Annotated in this window: 14 protein-coding genes and 1 pseudogene; 11 read left to right on the forward strand and 4 right to left on the reverse strand. The window is 51.4% G+C overall.

Annotated elements, in window-relative coordinates; translation table 11 throughout:
- Positions 1-68: 68 nt before the first annotated feature.
- The 6 genes and pseudogenes from B153_RS0128445 (at position 69) to B153_RS0128475 (ending at position 10,166) form a co-directional block, all read left to right on the forward strand.
- Positions 69-1,805 (forward strand): annotated as a pseudogene (locus B153_RS0128445) (RagB/SusD family nutrient uptake outer membrane protein).
- Positions 1,806-2,076: 271 nt separating this feature from the next.
- Entirely contained in the window at positions 2,077-2,625 is a 549-nt protein-coding gene (locus tag B153_RS0128455) for an RNA polymerase sigma-70 factor (RefSeq protein ID WP_020600157.1), read from the forward strand.
- Between the two features lie 21 nt (positions 2,626-2,646).
- Positions 2,647-3,666, forward strand: coding sequence for a FecR family protein (locus B153_RS0128460; RefSeq protein WP_020600158.1), 1,020 nt, complete (start codon positions 2,647-2,649; stop codon positions 3,664-3,666).
- A 158-nt stretch (positions 3,667-3,824) separates the two neighbouring features.
- Entirely contained in the window at positions 3,825-7,442 is a 3,618-nt protein-coding gene (locus B153_RS0128465; RefSeq protein WP_245564961.1) for a TonB-dependent receptor, read from the forward strand.
- Positions 7,443-7,456: 14 nt separating this feature from the next.
- Positions 7,457-9,232 (forward strand): RagB/SusD family nutrient uptake outer membrane protein, encoded by a 1,776-nt coding sequence (locus B153_RS0128470; protein ID WP_020600160.1) that lies wholly within the window; start codon positions 7,457-7,459, stop codon positions 9,230-9,232.
- 91 nt (positions 9,233-9,323) lie between these two features.
- Positions 9,324-10,166: an endonuclease/exonuclease/phosphatase family protein gene (locus tag B153_RS0128475; protein WP_020600161.1), complete on the forward strand. Its 843-nt coding sequence runs from the start codon at positions 9,324-9,326 to the stop codon at positions 10,164-10,166.
- A 61-nt stretch (positions 10,167-10,227) separates the two neighbouring features.
- Here B153_RS0128475 and B153_RS0128480 read toward each other — a convergent pair whose 3' ends face one another.
- Together B153_RS0128480 and B153_RS0128485 are read right to left on the reverse strand one after the other, a co-directional pair.
- Positions 10,228-11,490 carry an AGE family epimerase/isomerase gene (locus B153_RS0128480; protein WP_020600162.1) on the reverse strand — a complete coding sequence of 421 codons (1,263 nt, stop codon included), beginning with the start codon at positions 11,488-11,490 and terminating at the stop codon, positions 10,228-10,230.
- Positions 11,483-12,496 carry a bifunctional heptose 7-phosphate kinase/heptose 1-phosphate adenyltransferase gene (locus tag B153_RS0128485; RefSeq protein WP_020600163.1) on the reverse strand — a complete coding sequence of 338 codons (1,014 nt, stop codon included), beginning with the start codon at positions 12,494-12,496 and terminating at the stop codon, positions 11,483-11,485. The genes B153_RS0128480 and B153_RS0128485 overlap by 8 nt, the downstream gene beginning before the upstream one ends.
- A gap of 295 nt (positions 12,497-12,791) precedes the next feature.
- On the opposite strand from B153_RS0128485, the gene B153_RS0128490 reads away from it, so the two are divergent.
- The 4 genes from B153_RS0128490 to B153_RS0128505 all read left to right on the forward strand — a co-directional run bounded on the left by B153_RS0128490 (position 12,792) and on the right by B153_RS0128505 (position 16,571).
- A complete protein-coding gene (locus B153_RS0128490; protein WP_020600164.1) occupies positions 12,792-13,841 on the forward strand; it encodes a methyltransferase in 1,050 nt (349 codons plus the stop codon).
- Positions 13,842-13,963: 122 nt separating this feature from the next.
- Positions 13,964-15,244 (forward strand): MFS transporter, encoded by a 1,281-nt coding sequence (locus tag B153_RS0128495; RefSeq protein ID WP_020600165.1) that lies wholly within the window; start codon positions 13,964-13,966, stop codon positions 15,242-15,244.
- A 186-nt stretch (positions 15,245-15,430) separates the two neighbouring features.
- Positions 15,431-16,006: a dihydrofolate reductase family protein gene (locus tag B153_RS0128500; protein WP_026262524.1), complete on the forward strand. Its 576-nt coding sequence runs from the start codon at positions 15,431-15,433 to the stop codon at positions 16,004-16,006.
- 40 nt (positions 16,007-16,046) lie between these two features.
- Positions 16,047-16,571 (forward strand): DUF1801 domain-containing protein, encoded by a 525-nt coding sequence (locus tag B153_RS0128505; protein WP_245564962.1) that lies wholly within the window; start codon positions 16,047-16,049, stop codon positions 16,569-16,571.
- A gap of 75 nt (positions 16,572-16,646) precedes the next feature.
- Here B153_RS0128505 and B153_RS0128510 read toward each other — a convergent pair whose 3' ends face one another.
- On the reverse strand, positions 16,647-17,246 hold the full coding sequence (locus B153_RS0128510) for a DUF1684 domain-containing protein (RefSeq protein WP_026262526.1): 600 nt from the start codon (positions 17,244-17,246) through the stop codon (positions 16,647-16,649).
- A 26-nt stretch (positions 17,247-17,272) separates the two neighbouring features.
- A complete protein-coding gene (locus B153_RS0128515; RefSeq protein WP_245564963.1) occupies positions 17,273-18,727 on the reverse strand; it encodes a M20/M25/M40 family metallo-hydrolase in 1,455 nt (484 codons plus the stop codon).
- 277 nt (positions 18,728-19,004) lie between these two features.
- Here B153_RS0128515 and B153_RS0128520 point away from each other — a divergent pair, with 277 nt between their 5' ends.
- Entirely contained in the window at positions 19,005-20,660 is a 1,656-nt protein-coding gene (locus B153_RS0128520; protein WP_020600170.1) for an amidohydrolase family protein, read from the forward strand.
- Positions 20,661-20,671: the final 11 nt, after the last annotated feature.

Consider the following 20,671-nt stretch of genomic DNA (forward strand, 5'->3'; position numbering starts at 1 on the left):
ACGAACATCAGTCGCTGGGGATTTGAAAAGACTCTTATTCCTTATTATTTCTAAGGCATATACGCACAATGAAAACACTGATTACAAAAGGCACGCTGACCGCCACCCTGCTGATGGCCGTCTCCTTCGCCTGTACTGACAAATTCCTGGAAGTGCCCGCCACCGGACAGCTCTCCGGNNCCCAGCTTNCNANCAANGCGGGTCTGGATGGACTGCTGATGGGCGCCTACGCCCAGCTCAANGCCCGGGGCTTCTCCCAATCAGCCTCATCTTACAACTGGGTGCGGGGTAGCGTATCGGGAGGAGAAGCCAACAAAGGCTCCAACTCGGGGGACTTTAACGCCCTGACNCCCTACGAAACCTACCAGCTCCTGCCCTCCAGTGGCGAAGTCAACGCCAAGTGGAACGCCATGTACGAAGGCGTCGCCCGCTGCAACTCCGTCCTCCGGTCACTGGCCTCTGCCGGTTCCGATGTAACGGCTGCTCAAAAGACAGGGCTTCAGGCTGAGGCTCGGTTCCTGCGAGGCCACTACTACTTCGAACTGAAACGCAACTTCAACATGGTCCCCTTCATCGACGAAACCGTCGATTATGGCACCGGCATCGAGAAAGTAGCTAACAACNCCGACATCTGGCCCAAGATCGAAGCNGATTTCAAATTCGCTCAGGACAACCTGCCTGCTACCCAGTCCTCGGTAGGTCGGGCCAACAAGTGGGCTGCCATGGCGTATCTGGCTAAAACCTACCTCTACGAGAAGAAGTATGCTGAAGCCAAGGCCCTGTTTGATCAGGTCATCACCAGTGGGGTCACCAGCAATGGCTTGAAGTACGCCCTGTTAGCCAATTACTCGGACAACTTCAATGCCGCCAAGGACAATGGCTCAGAGTCGGTATTCGCCATTCAGGCGGCTGCNAACNCGGGNANCTCNGACAACGCGAACCCGGATCTGGTGCTGAACTTCCCCTACAACACGGGCTCCAACGGTCCGGCCGGTTGCTGCGGCTTCTTTGCTCCCAGCTTCGAGCTGGCCAACTCNTTCCGGGTCGATGCCAAAGGCTTACCCCTNNTGGATGGTTCGTACAANACGGGTGCTAANCANNTNAANANNGACCAGGGAATTGCCTCCAGTGCNGCCTTCACTCCCGATGCGGGTCCNGTCGACCCTCGTCTGGACTGGTCGATTGGTCGTCGGGGTATTCAGTACCTGGACTGGCAGCCTCACCCTGGTCTGGACTGGATTCGTGACCAGAGCTTTGCCGGTCCTTATTCACCCAAGAAGTTCGTTTTCTACAAGTCGCAGGATAAGACCCTGACCGATGGTAGCTCATGGACGGATGGTTACTCGGCCATCAACTACAACATCATCCGGTTTGCGGATGTGCTGCTGATGGCGGCTGAGTGTGAAGTGGAAGTGGGAAGTTTAGCGACGGCCACCAACTATGTGAATCTGGTGCGTACCCGGGCGGCTAACCCAGCCGGTTTTGTGATGCAGGATGGCAAGCCAGCGGCCAACTATGTGATCAGCAACTATGCAACGTTTGCTGATAAGGCGACGGCTCGTACAGCGGTGCAGTTCGAGCGGAAATTGGAGCTGTCGGGTGAAGGTCACCGGTTCTATGATCTGGTTCGTTGGGGTACAGCGTCTACGGTGTTGAACGCGTTCCTGGCGTATGAGAGCAAGCTGTTGCCAACGGCTTATTCGGGGGGCAAGTTCACGGCGGGCAAGGATGAGTATCAGCCCATTCCCCAGACCCAGATCGACTATCAGGGTAAGGATGTGCTGGCACAAAACCCCGGTTATTAGTCAGCTAAGTTACTATTCATTCAAAAGCCCAGCCTGCATTGCAGGCTGGGCTTTTTTATTTATATGAAGGCAGGTTAAATCGGCCAATGTGATGGTCATTTAGGACAATTCCGGGTTATACGTTTTGGCTAACTTCCTTAAACTAAGTCGGTCTCTCGGTAAAAAAGGCCATATGGATAGAGGACACATTGTACTTATCTCATAATTTTAAAAATTATTTAGGGATTTCAGCCACTTAATTGACTATACATAAACGGCGATACTCGACTCGATGCATCCACAGTTAACCGATAGTGAATTGACTTATTTTCTCAAAGAGAGCGACAAAAAAGCTTTTGAGGAAATCTACAATCGCTATTGGTATAAGTTATTCTGTGTGGCCTATCATGAAACAGGAAGCCGGGAAGATGCGGAAGAACTGGTGCACGACCTGTTCGAATCGCTCTGGAACAAACGCCAGCAGACGACCATACAGCATCTGAGTTCGTATCTGGTTGTCTCCATCAAACACCTGTCCACGAACTACATCAAGTCGAAAATTACCCAACGGCGTTATCAGGAATACCTCATTCTTCACGAATTGCATCAGGCCGAGCTGACCGACGAAACCGTTCAGTTCTCCGATTTATCGAAAGCGGTAGAGGAAGTCATGAAAAAGCTACCGGAAAAAACCTGCGAAGTATTTAAGCTAAGCCGTTTCGAAAATCAACCTGTGAAAAGTATTGCCCGGCAGCTCAACCTGTCGGAAAAGGCGGTCGAATATCATATCACCAAGTCGCTCAAAGTACTTCAGGAGCAACTTCGGATTTATCAGAACTGATCCGCACAAACACACCACCCCATGAACCAGTACGATTTTGATAAACTAATCGAGAAATACCTTGCCGGAGAAACCAGCCCCGACGAGGAAAAACTGATGCGTGAGTGGTCGGATCGTATGATCGAACAAAGTCAGCTTACCCTGAGTGCCACCGAAAAACAGACCCTCCACACGCGCATCTGGAAACGCATTTATACAAATACAATAGGTCAACAGCCTTTTCTGGTCCGGTATGGTTGGTTCCGGATCAGTGCGGTTGCCGCTTCTATCCTCCTTTTTATTCTGGCTGGGTTCTTCGTCAGCCGCCAGGCCACTATCCATCAGGCTAGCCGATCAATTGCCCGGAAGGCTGCCGAATCAACAGGGAATATTACGATTAAAAATACATCGAACAAGGCCGAGAAAATCAGCCTGAAAGATGGTAGTTATGTATTGCTCAGCCCGCGAAGCAATCTGAGTTATCCTGAACAGTTCGGTACTAAAACACGGGAAATATACCTCCAGGGCGAAGCTACCTTCGATGTTACCCGAGATACCTCCCGCCCGTTCATCGTTCATACCGGCAATCTGGTTACCCAGGTATTGGGAACCCGATTCACGGTAAAATCATACGATACCGACAAGTCAATTGAAGTACGGGTTAGTAAAGGCAAGGTATCGGTATATGAGGCCGCTGAGAAGTCCGACGGCAATCGAAATGGCGTTATTCTGATTCCGAATCAAAAAATAACCTTCGATAAACTCTCACAGAAACTTACCCCCGGCCTAATCGAAACCCCACAAATGGTGCTGCCCCCCGAAAACAAAACGTCCTTCGTGTTTGATCGGGTACCGTTGGGGCAGGTGCTGGCTACACTCAGTAAAGCCTATGGCATTGAATTTATCGTTGAAAACCAAGCCCTTAATAAATGCGCATTCAATGGCGACCTCAACGATTTACCACTTTATCTACAACTCGATCTGGTCTGTAAATCCCTGAATGCCACCTACGAACGGCGGGGGACCACCCTTTTTATCAACGGCGAAGGCTGTCAAAACTAGACAAACAAACTTAATAATTACACCTATAGAGTTAATATACTGATAATATTGACAACCCTAATTTTGCGGGATGAAACACGCCATCGCGCTATAGATTGCCCTCCAACGCTCAATTTACCCAATTACTCATCTCTCTTTTTCATGAACATCGTATTATTATGACGAGACAATTTTACCTAAAACAGGTTTTGTGGAACGCCATGAAGACAACGGTTGTGCAGCTACTGCTCTTCGCTCTCTGCTATGGCCTGTCGTTTGCCCGCGACACGCACGCTCAGGAAATCCTTAACAAAGAGGTCACTCTGAAAATGGAATCGGTCGAGATCTGGAAAATCCTGAATCGACTCGAAAAACAGACGGATGTTAAGTTTGTCTATAGTACCAACAGCATCCGGGCCGATCAGAAACTATCGGTCAATGTATCGAACGGCAAGCTTTCCAAAGTGCTGGACGAACTGCTGAGTCCACTGCGCATCTCGTATGAAGTAGTCGGCACCCGTATTCTCCTTCGCAAAAAAACGATTGAAAATACCTCATTCACGCTGCCTTCTATCAACACCCTGTCGATACCAACCGTTGTCAGTGCCGATCTGACCATTACGGGTACGATCAGCGACGACAAAGGCGAAGTACTGCCGGGCGTAAGTGTCGTGGTCAAAGGTACGCAGCGGGGTACAACCACCGATGCCAAAGGGCAGTACCGCATTTCGGTGCCCGATGGGAAGGCAACCCTTATTTACTCGTTTGTAGGCTATCTGAGTCAGGAAATTCTGGTAGGTAACCAGAGTGTGATCAGCCTGACGCTCAAAGCCGATTCCAAATCGCTGGAAGAAGTGGTTGTGGTGGGCTACGGTACGCAAAAGAAAGTGAACCTGACCGGCGCTGTCGATCAGGTAACCAGCGAAGTACTGGAAAATCGCTCGCTGCCTAATTTATCACAAGGGCTTCAGGGTACGATTCCGAACCTGAACCTGACTATGGGTGATGGAAAGCCTATCCAATCGCCTACTTACAACATCCGGGGAACAACCTCTATTGGTCAGGGTGGTAGCGCCCTGGTGCTCATCGACGGGGTAGAAGGCGATCCGAGCCGCTTGAATCCGAATGACGTAGCCAGTGTATCGGTGCTGAAAGATGCGGCTTCGGCCGCTATTTACGGGGCACGGGGTGCATTTGGTGTAGTACTGATCACGACGAAAAGCCCAACCAAAGACCGGACCAGCGTAACCTATTCGGTCAACCATTCGATCAAGAGCCCTACGTCGGTACCCAATTTTGTGACCAACGGGTACACGTTTGCCAAGATGTTTAACGAAGGCTGGTCGGCCTGGAACGATTACGCACAAACCCCGCAGAACATCAACAAAACGGTTAAATTCTCAGCCGCTTATCTGGCCGAGCTGGAGCGCCGGAACAACGACCCCAGCCTTCCCAAAACGGTTGTCGATCCCACCACGGGCGAGTATGTTTATTACGAAAACACCGACTGGTATGGCGAGCTGTATAAGAAAAACACCAGCGCTACCGAACATAACCTGTCGTTTTCGGGCAGCAGTGGCAAAGCCGATTTCTACGTAACGGGCCGCTATTATTCGCAGGATGGTCTTTTCAAATACAACTCCGACGACTACCGGATCATGAGCCTGCGCGCCAAGGGATCAATTCAGCTTTTTCCCTGGCTGAAGGTCACCAACAATGCCGATTTCTCGTCGATGAAATACCATAATCCGCTCAACGTAGGCGAAGGGGGTGGTATCTGGCGAAACATTTCGGACGAAGGCCATAACGTAGCCCCCATGTTCAACCCCGACGGTACGCTTACCTATTCGGCGGCCTACACGGTAGGTGATTTCTGGTATGGCAAAAACGGCATCAACATGGACCGGCGGGTATTTCGGAATACAGCCGATTTCGCTACCAATTTCTTCGATGACAAACTGCGCATCAAAGGCAACTTCACCTTCCAGACCACCGATAATGACGAGTTTCGGACGCGGGTGCCCGTGCCTTATAGCCGCAAACCGGGCGTGATCGAGTATGTGGGAACCAACTACAACGACCTGCAAAATCTGTATCGGCAAACCGTTTATACGGCTACGAACCTCTATGCGGAGTACGAACCGCGTTTCAGTCCCAATCATTATCTGAAAGTGCTGGCCGGGTATAACTACGAACATTCGAATTTCCGTCGGCTCGAAGTGGTTCGGAACGGGCTTATTTTCGCCGATGCACAGGATATAAATCTGGCGCTTGGTCAGTCAATCTCCACCAGTGGCGGTATGGAAACCTGGGCGATTCTGGGCGGCTTTTATCGACTCAATTATGCATTCAAAGATCGGTATCTGCTCGAACTGAACGGCCGTTATGATGGCTCGTCCAAGTTCCCGACCGATCAGCGCTATGCGTTCTTCCCATCAGTATCGGCGGGTTGGCGGGTTTCGAACGAGCCGTTCTGGAAAGTATCGCCCAAAGCCATTACCGACCTGAAAATCAGAGCTTCGTACGGCTCGCTGGGCAATGGTAGCATTGGGTCGTATGCCTTTCAGGAACAGTTCAGCATTTCGCAGTCGAGCCGTATCCTGAATGGGGTGAAACCACAAAAAACCGGACAGCCAACGGTTCTGCCGGACGGCCTGACCTGGGAGACCTCAACTACCTCCGATCTGGGTATTGACCTGGGCATGCTGAACAACCGACTGACCTTTACGGGCGATGCCTACCTCCGCAAAACAACCGGCATGTTTACGGTTGGGATGACCTTACCCGCCGTGTTTGGCACCAGCGTACCGAAAGGCAACTACGCCGACCTGACCACCAAAGGCTGGGAAGCCGTATTGACCTGGCGCGATAAGCTCTCGGTGGCCAGCAAGCCCTTCAACTATGAAGTTCGGCTGACAATGGCCGACTACACCGCTACGATCGATAACTACAATAACCCCAACAAACGGTTGAGCACCGACAATTCGACCTATTACGTTGGCCAACGAATTGGTGAAATCTGGGGCTATGAAACGGCTGGTTTCTTCACCTCGACCGACGATGTAGCCCAATCGCCGAAACAAAATCTGTATAAGGCCTCCAATACGGGCCAATGGCTGCCCGGCGATATTAAATTTCGGGATTTGAACGGTGATGGTGTCATCAGCTATGGCGACAATACCGTCAGCAATCCCGGCGACCGGCGCATTATTGGCAACTCAACGCCCCGATATACCTACGGCATTATGCTGGGCGCCGACTGGAACAACTTCTTCTTCTCGTCGTTCTTCCAGGGCGTTGGCCATCAGGACTGGTGGCCCGGTGCCGAAGCCAGTATTTTCTGGGGGCAGTATAACCGGCCATACAACAAACTACCGGAGTGGCAGTTGGGCAAAATCTGGTCACCCGAGAATCCAGATACCTACTTACCCCGGTATCGTGGCTATGTGTCGCAGAACAGCGCTGGTGAGCTTTACCAGGCCCAGACAAAGTACCTGCAACGGGTAGCCTACCTGCGGATGAAAAACATCCAGATCGGTTACAACCTGCCCCGAACCCTGATTCGGAAGGTAGGGATGAATGCTGCTCGTGTGTTCTTGTCCGGCGAAAACCTGCTGACCTGGTCTCCGCTCTACAAACTGACTCGCGACATTGACGTAGAAAATATCGGTCGCTCCGATGCGGTTTTAAATCCGCCATCCGGTTCAAGCCCTGACCCAAACAACAACAGCAGTGGTAATGGCAACAACTACCCCATTCTGAAAAGCTTTACGATGGGTATATCCGCCACGTTCTAATCCAACAATCGATCATGAATACTTTACGATATAGCTGGTTTTTTCTTATCGCCCTGTTTTTGGTTGGCTGTAGCGAACTGGAGCAGATCCCTCAGTCGACGGCATCCAAAGGGGCCGTATTTAGCAGCACGGCCGGCCTGGATTTATACGTAACCTCGTTTTACGACAATCTACCCAGCGCAAGCGATCTGCACGAAGGCGACCAAATGGCCGATTATGCCGCCCGCACACAGGTGCCCGATTTTCTGCGCCCCGGTGCTTATGGCCCTCAGCAAAGCTCGGGCTGGGACTGGACAGCCCTGCGCAACATCAACTACTTCATTGCCAACTGCAATAGTCCTGCCATCGCTCCTGACGTACAGCGGCATTACATTGGCATTGCCCGTTTTTTCCGGGCCTGGTTTTACTTCGAAAAAGTAAAACGGTTTGGTGATGTTCCCTGGATCAATAAAGCCATGGGCGTTAACGATCCCGATCTATACGATGCACGCGACCCCCGGGCCATGGTGATGGATTCGGTACTGGCCGACATCAACTATGCCTGTGAAAACATCAAAACGACGAACGACAACACCCGCAGTCTGGTAACGAAGTACGTAGCCTATGGCTTTAAATCGCGGGTATGCTTATTTGAAGGCACCTTCCGAAAATACCGCACCAGCTATAATCTGGGCAGTACGTCTGGCAAATGGCTGAACGAAGCCGTCAGTGCCGCTCAAAAAGTAATGACGGAAGGCGGATTCAGCATCAGCGAAGTTGGTGGTACCGACAAATCGTATCGGCAGTTGTTTACCAGTACCACGCCCGTTACCAGTGAGATCATGCTGGCCAACATCTCCGACCCTACCCTGAGCGTGTATAACGATGCCAACTGGTGGTGGACCAGCGCTACCTACGGCGCGCGCGTCAGCCTTACCCGTACGTTCGTCAACACCTATCTGAACCTTGATGGAACACCGTTCACCTCGAAGCCGGGCTACGAGACCATGACCTTCATGCAGGAAACCAAAAACCGGGATAAACGCCTGCAACAAACCATTCGTACGCCTGGCTATACCCGTACCAATGGGGGTGCCGTGGAGCCAGGTCCTCCGGTTTTCTCCTATACCTACACGGGCTACATGCCCATCAAATGGTCGCTGGATGATGTGTATTACGATGGTGGTTCGCGAAACATCAACTCCATCAGTATGATGCGCTATGCCGAAATTCTGCTGAACTACGCCGAAGCCAAAACGGAATTGGGTACCCTCACCGATGAGGACTGGGCCAAAACAGTCGGTGCTTTGCGCAAACGGGCCGGTATTACGTCAGGATTGACCACCAAGCCCACTACCGTAGATCCGTATCTGCAAGCCAACTATTTCCCCGGCATTTCGGACCCGGTTCTGCTCGAAGTACGTCGCGAACGGGGTATCGAACTGGCCCTGGAAGGTTTCCGTTTCCCCGACATCATTCGCTGGAACCGGGGGCCGCTGATGGATCAACTCTGGAATGGCTTTTATGTACCGGCTCTGGATACGCCAATGGACCTCAACGAAGATGGCAAGCCCGATGTGGTGTTCTATAAAGTGAAACCGGCCACGCAGATTTCGGGGGTTACCTATGTCAACGTAGCCGAAACCGTAAACGGCGTACCGAATCCACAACGGCTCAAAAACGACACCTACGGTGAGCTGACCTGGCTCACGAACATCAACCGCAAATGGGATGATAAGTTTTATCTTTACCCCATCCCATCCAACGACCTGCTGGTGAATCCCAAGCTAGGGCAGAATCCGGGCTGGTAGCTGACCGACCTTCCCTGCACCCTCTCCTTAAAAGGGAAGGGTGCAGGAGGAAGCTTATTTTATACATTTACGGTTTAAAAAACTTAGTTTCATGCGCTTAACCATTCTTTTATTACTGGGTACTCTACTGATGGCTCAGCCTATGCTTGCCCAAAAATCGGAACCGATTACAGTGGCGACCTATAACCTGCGTTATAACACGAAAAATGACGGGATCAATGCCTGGCCCAATCGAAAGGAAAATGTGAAGGCGCTCATTCGCTTCCACGAGTTCGATCTGTTTGGTACGCAGGAAGGGCTTCGCGATCAGTTGAACGATCTGGCCGAAATGTCTGAATACGCGTTTATCGGGGCGGGGCGGGACGACGGAAAAGAAGCAGGCGAACACTCGGCTATTTTCTACCGGAAAGATCGGTTTAAAGTGCTCCAGTCAGGCAATTTCTGGTTAAGCGAAACCCCCGACAAACCCGGCAAAGGCTGGGACGCTACCTGTTGCAACCGCATCAGTTCATGGGCCCAGTTTACCGATCTGAAAACCAAAAAGAACTTCTACTTTTTCAATGTTCACTTCGATCACCAGGGCGTTGAAGCGCGTCGGCAGTCGGGCAAACTGATGGTGACCAAAATCAAGGAAATTGCTAAGGCGGAGCCGGTCATTCTGACGGGTGATTTCAATTCTACTCCCGATACCGAGCAGATTCAGACCATCAAAACGTTGCTGAGCGATGCCCATGATGTAACGGCTATGCCAGCCTACGGCCCCGAAGGCACGTTCAATAGCTTCAAATTTGATGCACCGATGAACAACCGCATCGACTACATTTTTGTGAGCAAATCCTTCAAAGTATGGAAATACGGGGTTCTGACCGATGCCAAAGAGCAGCGTTATCCGTCCGATCACCAGCCCGTGATGGTCAAGGTGACCATGAATTAATACCTAATTAGCTGAAACGCAGAACGGTTGGCCAGGGCCAACCGTTCTGCGTTTCAGCTAATTACCGTAGCTTATCCAGTCGCTGGATCGACTGTACCACTGCCCGAACGGTATGGTAATTGATCTTCCAGGAATGGCTCATGTGTGTCCAGATCGGAGTGCCCTGCCGGGTCATCAGGGGCCACCACTCCCCTACCGGATGGTTGACCATTTTGTCCATCACAAACCGATGAACATTCTCGTAAGCTTTCCAGTATTTCTCGTCGCCTAAAATCCGATAGGCATCCAGAAAACCGATCAGCACTTCGGCCTGCTGCCAGAACTCCTTTTCGCGGTCATACACCTGCCCACTGTGCGACCCTTCCACAAAAACACCCCCATGCTCCCAGTCTACCCCGTTATCGACCGCATGGGCGAATGATTTGTGCAACTGCTCCCGGTAGGTTTCATATGGGATTTCCAATACATCCAATGCATGAATCAGCAACCAGGCAAACTCGGCATTATGGCCATAGCTCGTGTTATCTTCCGCTTCCCGTTTGATGCCATCTTCGGTAAACCGATCCCATCCCCAGATAATGTCGAATTTGATCTGCGGAGCCACCCGCCAGTCGGCCCAGAACTGCGGAATCCCCGTACCATAGACCGGATGCATAATCTTATCCACCAGCAAAGTAATGACTTCCAGCAACTTCCGGCGATGAAGCGGCAAACGGGTGCACTCATACAGAGTAGTAAATGCTTCCATCAGGTGCATGTGGGCATCCAGCGTTTTACGGTCTCCACCAGCCGCTCCGGGGCCTTTGAGGGTCCAGTCGCGCTCAAACATTTCAAAATATCCGCCATAACAGGTGTCAACGGCATGCTTCTGTAACCGATCGAATACCTTTTGGGCGTACTCGACACCGCGCGGGTCGCCTGTAGCCAGCGTGTATTCACTCAGGCAATAGATAGCAAAGCTCTGACCGTACACGATTTTCTGGTCGTTCAGTACGTCGCCTTTGCGATTGGTCATCCAGTAAAACCCGCCGTGTTCTGTATCCCACATGCGGGTCAGGAGGTAATCGACACCGTGGCGGGCCATCTCGGCCAGTTTGCCCTCACCATACCCGGCCCGATGCGCCGATGAATAGGTATAGATCGAACGGGTCTGGGCAATGAGAGATTTTTCGTCCTCGCCCGAATCGTTGCCCAACTGGTCAAAATGGGTGATAAATCCTCCATGCTCAGCATCGACGGCGCGGTCGATCCAAAAGGGTAATAGTTCGTTGGTCAGGTGATGGTGCAGTTCCTGACGGCACTGCTGTACGACTTCGTTAGTCATTGGAATGGTATGTATGAAACAAATCAAGAATTTCAGGTAGGCTGGCCGTACCCGTCTGCCCCAGTTTCTGTACGGTAACAGCTGCGGCCAGGTTGGCTATATCGAGTGCCTGTCTGGGTGTAGCGCCTGCCCCCATACAGGCGGCCCAGGCCGCTACCACCGTATCGCCGGCCCCTACGGTATCAAGTTCGCCCTGTAAGGGCAATCCTTCCACCGACTGCGCTCCCGACTCATCCAGATACAAAATTCCGGCCTGTCCACGCGTAATAAGCAACGGTCCGCCCAGTTCGTTTCGCAAGGTTGTTCCGTGCACAACACACCACTGTATATCGGCCTGGTCGGGCAGCTCAATTCCTAAAAAATAAGCCAGTTCGGCCGTATTTACTTTCAGCGTTACCCCCCGTACCGCTTTGCCTACGGTGCGCATATCGGCTACAAACCGAACCGCCGGGAAACGGGTTATCAACTCGTTCAGTTGGTTCATCCGCTGGTCGGTAAGCAATGGCCGGGCAAACTGTTGATTGATAATCAGTACGTCCAGCGTTGGCAGCAGATTTTCCAAACCAGCCAGTACCTGATCGAACAGGCGCGGTTCCAGTTCATTTGCCGTACCAAAATCGATCCGGTTAGCCTCCTGGGTAGCGATCATAGGCTTGGTATAGAGGCAGGTATCCCACCCTTGGTCAATAATCTGTAGCTGCTGTACATCGACCCCCTGAGAGCGAAATAAATGCTGCATTTCGCGGCCGTACAGGTCATTACCAACACAGCCAACCACATACCGCTGCCCTACCCCTAGAGCGGTCAGATTCTGGATCACATTCCCGGCTGCTCCCAGCGAAGCCTTGGGCTGGCTCCCCCAAAAGACATCCAGGCCCGTCTCAATGGACTGCTCGCCGGTATTGGGTTGGAAGTTGAAATATAAATCGATGGCAAAGTCGCCAATCACGCCCACCTTCAGGGTGGAGAGCTTTTCAAAGATTGTCTGGATATCGGTAGCGGTCATCAGAACGGTAAAGCATTCAACTTTCACTCTAAACCCATAATAGTACGATGGCTACTCACTTCAGGCTATTTATCAAAGCAGAATAAAGGTTAAAGCTACATTTCTTAAACCGCGAGGGCGCAAAGACGCAAGGAATAAGATCCTGACCTGTACACCGTTGCGTCCATCGCGTTCCTGCGGTTTATCGAAAAAGAATTGTACCGGGCTGCCTGAGTAGTAAAACGAGCCCAGAACAGGCTTCCTCAACCAATAGGTTTTAGTTTTGCAGCCTGATCGTTCGTTAAAAACTTTTCTCATGCCAGATTCCTCTCCACTCGATTTAGCCCCAATTACCCGTCAGTTACGCGCCATGTTTGGCTCCCGATTATTGATTGCGGCCGTTCATTACCTGCCTGTTTTTGACGAACTGACAACCGCCCCTCTGTCCATCTCAGCCCTTCGTACCCGGCTTGGACTGGCCGAACGTCCGGCCATGGTGCTGTTGCCGGCACTATGTGCCATGGACCTGCTTGCCTTCGATCAGCAGGGACGTCTGTATATAACCGAGTTGGGGAAGTACGTCACTCAGGCCAATACGCCCAACCTGACGGGGTACCTGGGACTCGAAAAAGACGATGCGGGTGTAGTGGAAATGGTCGCCCGGCTTCGGAACGACGGGCCGCTTCATGCCGAAGATGGGATTTCGTTTGTCAAAGATGATGAAAGTCCGTCACCCATGGATGATCCCGAACTGGCCCGGTTTCTGACGCTTGGTCTGGCAGGCCGCGCCCGGCATCTGTCGCCTATTGTAGCCGCCAGGATGAACCAACGCGAAGGGCATCTGCTCGATGTGGCCGGTGGTACGGGCTTTTACACCTACGAATGGTTACTGGCCAACCCGACCTCAACCGCCACGATTCTGGACCGACCCGCTGTACTAACTGTGGCTTCTGAATTGCTGGATGAATTTTCTCAGAGCGGACGACCGGGCGCAACTACGGTTAAAGAACGGGTAAGTTTCTTACCGGGCGATATGCTTACGGATGCATTGCCGCAAACGGATATCTTACTGGCTGCCAGCCTCTTTCATGACTGGCCAACGCCCACCTGTCAGTGGCTGGCCCACCGTTTTGCCGAAGCCCTGCGGCCGGGGGGCGAATTGTGGGTTCACGATGCGTTTCTGAACGATACACTGGATGGCCCGCTGGCGGTTACCGACTACTCCGCACAATTATTCTGGAATACCAAAGGGCGCTGCTACAGCCGGGCCGAATACCGAAGCTGGTTGATGGAGGCCGGATTACAACCCACACCCGACAACATTCCTACCCAAATGGACTATGGGCTGATCTGGGCGAAGAAGTAAGTTCCGACCACTGTTGGCCTTTCAACCTGTCTTATCCACTCTATTTTTACCCCTCAGACAGTAAAGTTTCTGGCCTATTCAGCTTTCCCAACTAGCGAATCATCGAACTTCCCGACTAAAAAATGAGCCAGCCCCTTGCTAAATCCCGTTGGTATCGACTGCTGCCCATCGCGTTTATTACGTATAGCCTGGCTTATCTGGACCGAGCCAATTTCGGATTTGGGACCGCAAGCGGTATGGCTGCCGATCTGCACATTACCCCGGCCATGTCGTCGTTGCTGGGCTCGCTTTTCTTTCTGGGTTACTTTTTCTTTCAGGTGCCAGGGGCGGTGTATGCCGAGAAAAAGAGCGCGAAAAAGCTCATTTTCTGGTCATTGATTCTGTGGGGAGGTCTGGCCGTAGCTACGGGGGTTGTAAGCAATGTTAATCTGCTGATCTTGATCCGGTTTATGCTGGGCGTGGTCGAAAGCGCGGTGATGCCCTCGATGCTGCTTTTCCTGAGTCGGTGGTTTACTAAAACGGAGCGATCCCAGGCCAATACGTTTCTGATCCTTGGCAACCCGGCTACCATTCTCTGGATGTCGATTTTGTCGGGCTATCTGATCAAAGCCGTTGGCTGGCGCTGGATGTTTATTGTAGAAGGGCTTCCGGCCATTATCTGGGCGTTTTTCTGGTGGAAACTCGTCGATGATAATCCGAATGATGCCGACTGGCTCACCGAAGCCGAAAAAGAAGCCGTTGCCGACCAGCTACAACAGGAACAACAGGGTATCAAGCCCGTCAAAAATTACGGCGAAGCGTTCAAATCCCGCACTGTCATTCTGCTGAGCCTTCAGTATGCGTTGTGGAGCATTGGCGTGTACGGCTTCGTGATGTGGCTTCCCTCCATCATAAAAGCTGCGCCCAATATGACCATTGTCGAAACGGGCTGGTTATCGTCGGTGCCCTATGTGCTGGCCATTATCGGTATGCTAAGTGCCTCTTACTATTCCGACAAAACCCTGAACCGGAAAGCCTTTGTCTGGCCGTTTCTGTTGCTGGGAGCCATTGCGTTTTATGCATCGTACCTGATCGGTGTGGATCATTTCTGGTTGTCTTTTGTGTTGCTGATTATTGCGGGCGGAGCCATGTATGCGCCCTACGGCCCGTTCTTCGCCATCATTCCGGACCTGTTGCCCAAAAATGTGGCGGGGGGCGCTATGGCCCTCATCAATAGCTTTGGTGCCCTGGGGTCATTTATTGGCGCTTATGTAGTGGGGTATCTAAACGGAGAAACGGGTGGCTTTGGCGCTTCCTATATTTTTATGGCAGGCTCCCTTCTGCTCTCCGCCATTATTACGCTGGTTGCGGTTCAATCTCCTTCCAAACAGCACACACACAAGCCAGAAAAACTTACGCTGTAAAAACCCTTCCGATCGGTTAATTAAGGGAGCTGGCTCCCAAAAGCCGCACGAATCAGGTATGTGTCAACAGCATCGGTCTAAGCAATGGTAAATGGGCACAAAACCCCCTTACATTGTCGCGATTGCCCTTCATGCCCTACCTCATCTGCTCTAACTTTGTGGAAACAGTAAACAAATAGCCCCATAATGAGAACGATCCGAATCATGGCCCATGTCACGCTGGACGGCATAATACAGCACGAGAACACCGAAAACTTTTCGTATGGCAACTGGTCGACACCCTATCAAAGCCCGGCTGGTTTAGCGGCCGTCATGGAAGCCCATGGCAACCGTTTCGATCTGCTGCTTGGTCGCCATACCTACGATCTCTGGGTCGGCTACTGGCCTAATGCTGGCGACACGCCAATAGCCAACGGTATAAATGGCGCGACGAAATATGTGGCGACGCACAGGCCGGAGAGTCTCGAATGGGGGCCGGTTGAAGATTTAGGTGCAGACATCATTGAGGGCATACGCGCTGTCAAGTCAACAGAGGGGCCCGACCTGATTGTCTGGGGTAGCTCAACGCTGACATCCATATTGCTCGATCAGGGATTGGCCGACGAGGTTGTCCTTTTGGTCTATCCGGTCTTGCTGGGCCGGGGCAAACGCTTTTTTTCGGATAGTGTGGACCCATGTCAGCTTGCTTACGTCAGCACGAAGGTTAGCCCCACAGGTGTGCTCATCAACACCTATCGGCCCGTTGGATCGATACGCTCCTGAGTTCGTTTGGGGTTAGCCCCAAAGTTGGCAACAGGCTTCGTTGGCTACCAACTCTCGTATAGTGCCTAAAGGCAAGGCAATCGACGATTTCACCATTCTATTTTTTGTCAATCACTGGCCAAACAAGGCATCGTTTTATATGGACGTTCAAGGGCAAATCAAGGCGTATATTACAAACCTGCCAGAACCCAAACGCAGTGATATTCAAACGCTGCACCGAATTATTCTGGAGGTAATGCCAGCCTGTCAATTATGGTTCCTCGACGGAAAAGACGCTGAAAACAAATCCGTTAGTAATCCTAGCATTGGCTACGGGCTGCGCACGATACACTATGCAGACGGAAAAACCAGACCGTTTTATCAAATTGGTATCAGTGCCAACAAAACGGGCATCTCTGTCTATATCCTCGGTGTCGAGGATAAGACCTACTTAGCCCAAACGTATGGAGACAAAATAGGCAGGGCAAGTATAACCGGCTATTGCATTAAATTCAAAACGTTAAAAGACATACATACGGAAATACTAAAAGCAGCCATACGGTATGGAATTGGGCAGGAACCGTAACTCCGGGGTAAGCATTGAGCCATTAGACTTCATTGCAGGCAATAACCTGGGTGCGGTCATGGCCAATTACAAGCCTCAGTGCGCCTTCCCATACGATTTCTCGCCCGCTTCGATGGGGATAAGTAATTCGTTCTCTTTGGGCGGAATGGGGCAGGAATAGCCATCCTGAAACGCGCAATAGGGATTGTAGGCTTTGTTGAAATCCAGCATCAGTTTCCCCTCTTTTATGTCACCAGTACGCAGGTCCATATAGCGGCCTCCGCCGTAGGTCTCTTTGCTCGACGTGGCATCTTTGAACGGCAAAAACAGATAATCCCGGTATTCGGGTACGCGCATCAGATTCAGGCTTCGGTACAGGGTCAACTGTTGAGGTTTTCCATGCAGTACAAACGACAGCCGCGCATAGGCTACATGCTCTTTGGTTTTGCCGCTGTAGGTCGGCATATCGAAGGGCTCGGCTTTCGTAATCCGTTCGACGGTGGCCGTAACCCGGTAGGTTGAATCGGGCGCGTAAAACTGGACAAACGCCAGATCGTCGGGTTTCAGCGGCCCGCCCGATGTGGTCAGTAAGTCCTTTTTGTAGGCTTCGCGGTGTTTGGCTATCTGTTCGGCAAAAGGCGTTTGCGCCAGCGCAACCGTCGTTAACAGACTCATTAACACGAAACCTTTTATCATGGCCAGCCTATACAAATAGTCCATCATTACAGCGGTGTATTCAAAATAGCCAGACAGGTTTTCAGGCCCGTCCGCAGATTACCGAGTCGCAGGTTTTCATTCGGGCTGTGCTGGTTGTTGTCCATATTCACCAGCGGAACCAGCACGGCAGGTACGTTCAATTCCTGGATAAACGGCACTACGGGTACGGTTCCACCCATCATCCGAATAATTACCGGGTCTTTACCAAAGCTTTCCGTAATCGCTTTACGCAACCAAACACCCATGGGTGCATTAATGTTCGTGCGGAAAGCAGGTGTACCGGCGCTGCCTTCAAAAAAAACGATCTGGCTGTATTTCAACCGTTCTTCGGGTGTTGGCGCATGATCCAGTACGGTGAACCCCTGCTTCTCAATATGTTTTCGAACCAGATCGATCATTCGTTGGCCATCCGTTTCGGGTACTAGCCGAATATCGAAACTGGCAACGGCTTCTTCCGGAATAATCGTGCCGGACCCTTTGCCAACTACAGCGGCCTTCATCCCCCGAATATTGAGCGATGGATATTGTAACGATTCCTGATAATTGTGACCCACTTTTTCCTCGTCGGCAATCAACAGGGTTTTATTGATTTCGGCCTTGTTATCGGGCACAGCCGCCATGATCTTCTGGGTCGCTTCGTCGAACGAAATGCCCTCGTAAAAGCCCGGAATCAATACTCGTCCCTGCTCATCTTTCATCGACGTAATCAACCGGGCGAGCCGGAACCCCGGATTGGGTGCATAATTGCCAAAATGTCCACTGTGCTGCTGGGTAATGGGCCCATAGGTGGTTATGGTAAACCCGGCATTGCCCCGACAGCCGAAGGTAAGCGTTGGAATATTCGACGAGTGCATGGGGCCATCCATCACGATCATATAATCGGCCCGCAGTTTGTCTTTATGAGCAGTCAATGCGCCTTTTAGCCCGGCTGAACCCTTTTCTTCTTCCGTATCGATGATCACCTTCACATGAAAAGGGGGCGTTTTGCCCTCAGCCTGAACAATATCGAGGGCGTTCAACAGCATGATAATTGGCCCTTTATCGTCGGAAGTGGATCGGCCAAACAATCGCCATTCGTCGTTGACAGTCGTTTTGGGCAAATCGCCAGCCAATTCTTTATACGGACCGCTACCCGTCTTTTCTTTTAATACCGTACCGAACGGATCTTTCTGATTCCATTCATTTGCCCGCACAGGTTGCCCATCCAGATGGAAATAAAACAGAACGGTTTTCGTGGCTTTGGGATACATTTTTTCGGCTAAGACCACGGGCAGACTGGGCGTTTGCAGCACGCTGGTCTGAAACCCCCGCTTCGCGAATGCTTTTTCGGTCCAGGCTATATTTTTCGTAATGTCGGCCGGATTGATGGCATCATTGGGGAGCGAGACATAATCACTGAGTTCGTCGATGGCCGACCACATCTTTTTTTCGACCAGTGCGTCCATCTTTGCAGCTGTCATCTTTTGAGCCGATAAGCCAAGTGGTACCAGGCTCAACATAACCCAGCAGGCAGTTGATAAAAACGGCACAGCAGCCAGTGGGTGTCGTTGATATTTTTTCGTAAATGCGCGTGTTTGTTGGGTAGTCATCGGGAGAGGCTGTATCAATCTGTATACAAACGAATGTACGGCAACTTGACGATCAATACCAATAATGAAGCACAAATACATCTTTATACCATATAAACCATCAGATAATTCCTGAACTTCGCAATAATATACCTCTTTCTCTACGGTTATGATTGCTTCATCAGGACGCCCGCTATGTCTTATCGGTAAGGTTGTGGATGCACAAGGGCACGAATCCCTTCAAACGATCCTGATTCAGAATGGGCGAATTACAGCGATTCAACCGGGGAAAGTACCGTTCTCATTACCCGATCTGATTAGCCTCGAACTGGCTGACCATGAGGCTATCTTTCCGGGACTCATCAACTTGCACGTTCATTCGGAATACAATATTTTCCCACTCTGGCAGAGTCCAGCTGTGTGGAGCAACCGCTTTCAATGGCGGAATAATGAGCAGTATCTGCGTGAAATCAAAAGCTTCAAAGACTATGTGGATGCCCGTTGGGTAAAGGATTATCTGGGTTTTACGCAGCCGATCATTCAGGCTCTGACGGCCGAAAAAAACACGTTACCAACACCTACCATGCTGGCGTCGGCCATTACCGAAGTCCAGAAAATGTATGGGGTTGTTACCGAGTTACAGGCTGTAGCGGGTGGTACTACACTGGCCCAGCAAACCATCCGGCTGGAAACGAATGCGAGCCTACCCAACTTTATTATCCGCAACACAGGGGCACCAGCCGAACTGGGTCTGCCACTTACCCAAAAAGTGTTTTCGGTGGTTGATTTCGTGAGGCCGGGCCCTGATTTCGACCCACCGGGTAGCCCTATACGCGCTCAGGAAGATACGTCGGCCTGGCCGATGATGCGGCATCCAAGTTTCGATGATTTCCTGACGTCAGTACAACAGGGAAATAATCGGTATTATGCGTCCATTGCCCATATTGCCGAAGGACGGGCAGGTTATCTTCAACCCGGAAAACCCGATGGATTTAGCCGACGGGAGTTTTCTGAATTTCGACAGGCACTTGCCAGCCTATCTAACAAAGATGCCTTGAAAACGGCGCATCTGACGCTCACGCATGCCTGCGGGCTGGATTATTCGGACCCATCGACGATTGATTTCCTCCGCGACAATCACATCAGTATCGTCTGGTCGCCCGTTTCGAACCTGATCCTGTATCGCGATACCATTCCGGTAAAAACGCTGCTCGACCAGGGGGTCAATGTGTGTTTGGGATCGGACTGGGCTCCCAGTGGCAGCAAGCATGTTTGGGATGAGCTGAAGTTTGCCCGTCACTTCTGCGATATGGTCGGACTTTCGGTTTCCGATGCTCAGCTACTCGCTATGGTTACGCAAAATCCGGCGAAAGCGTTGGGGCATGTACCGGCCGGGGCTATCCAAACCGGCTACAACGCTGACTTCTTTATTCTCCAGAAACAATCATCTCAACAGTCGGCTCTTGCAGCACTGCATACTCAGGACGACCGTTCGGTTCGGTGTACGATTGTCAATGGCCGGGTAATCTATGGCGATCAGGATCTATTTACCAATACCCTTACGGTCGATTACGAGCGTATCCCTATCGGCGAAGGCAACGCGGCCGCCCAAAAGGCAGTAAGTATTAATTCGTCGCTCCACTTCGATCTGACGAAGTCTCTGAATCAGGTTGATGCCCTCATGCATCGGTACGCTACCGATGCCCTGCGTTCGCCCAACTTGCGCCGTACCCGACTCCTCTCTGCCGACGATCATCTGTATCTGACTCGCATTCATATGGTCAAGACCCATTTGGCCGAACTGGTACAGAATCTGAAAAAATAATACTGGCCAGG

The organism is Spirosoma panaciterrae DSM 21099 (assembly GCF_000374025.1).
Taxonomy (GTDB): Bacteria; Bacteroidota; Bacteroidia; order Cytophagales; family Spirosomataceae; genus Spirosoma; species Spirosoma panaciterrae.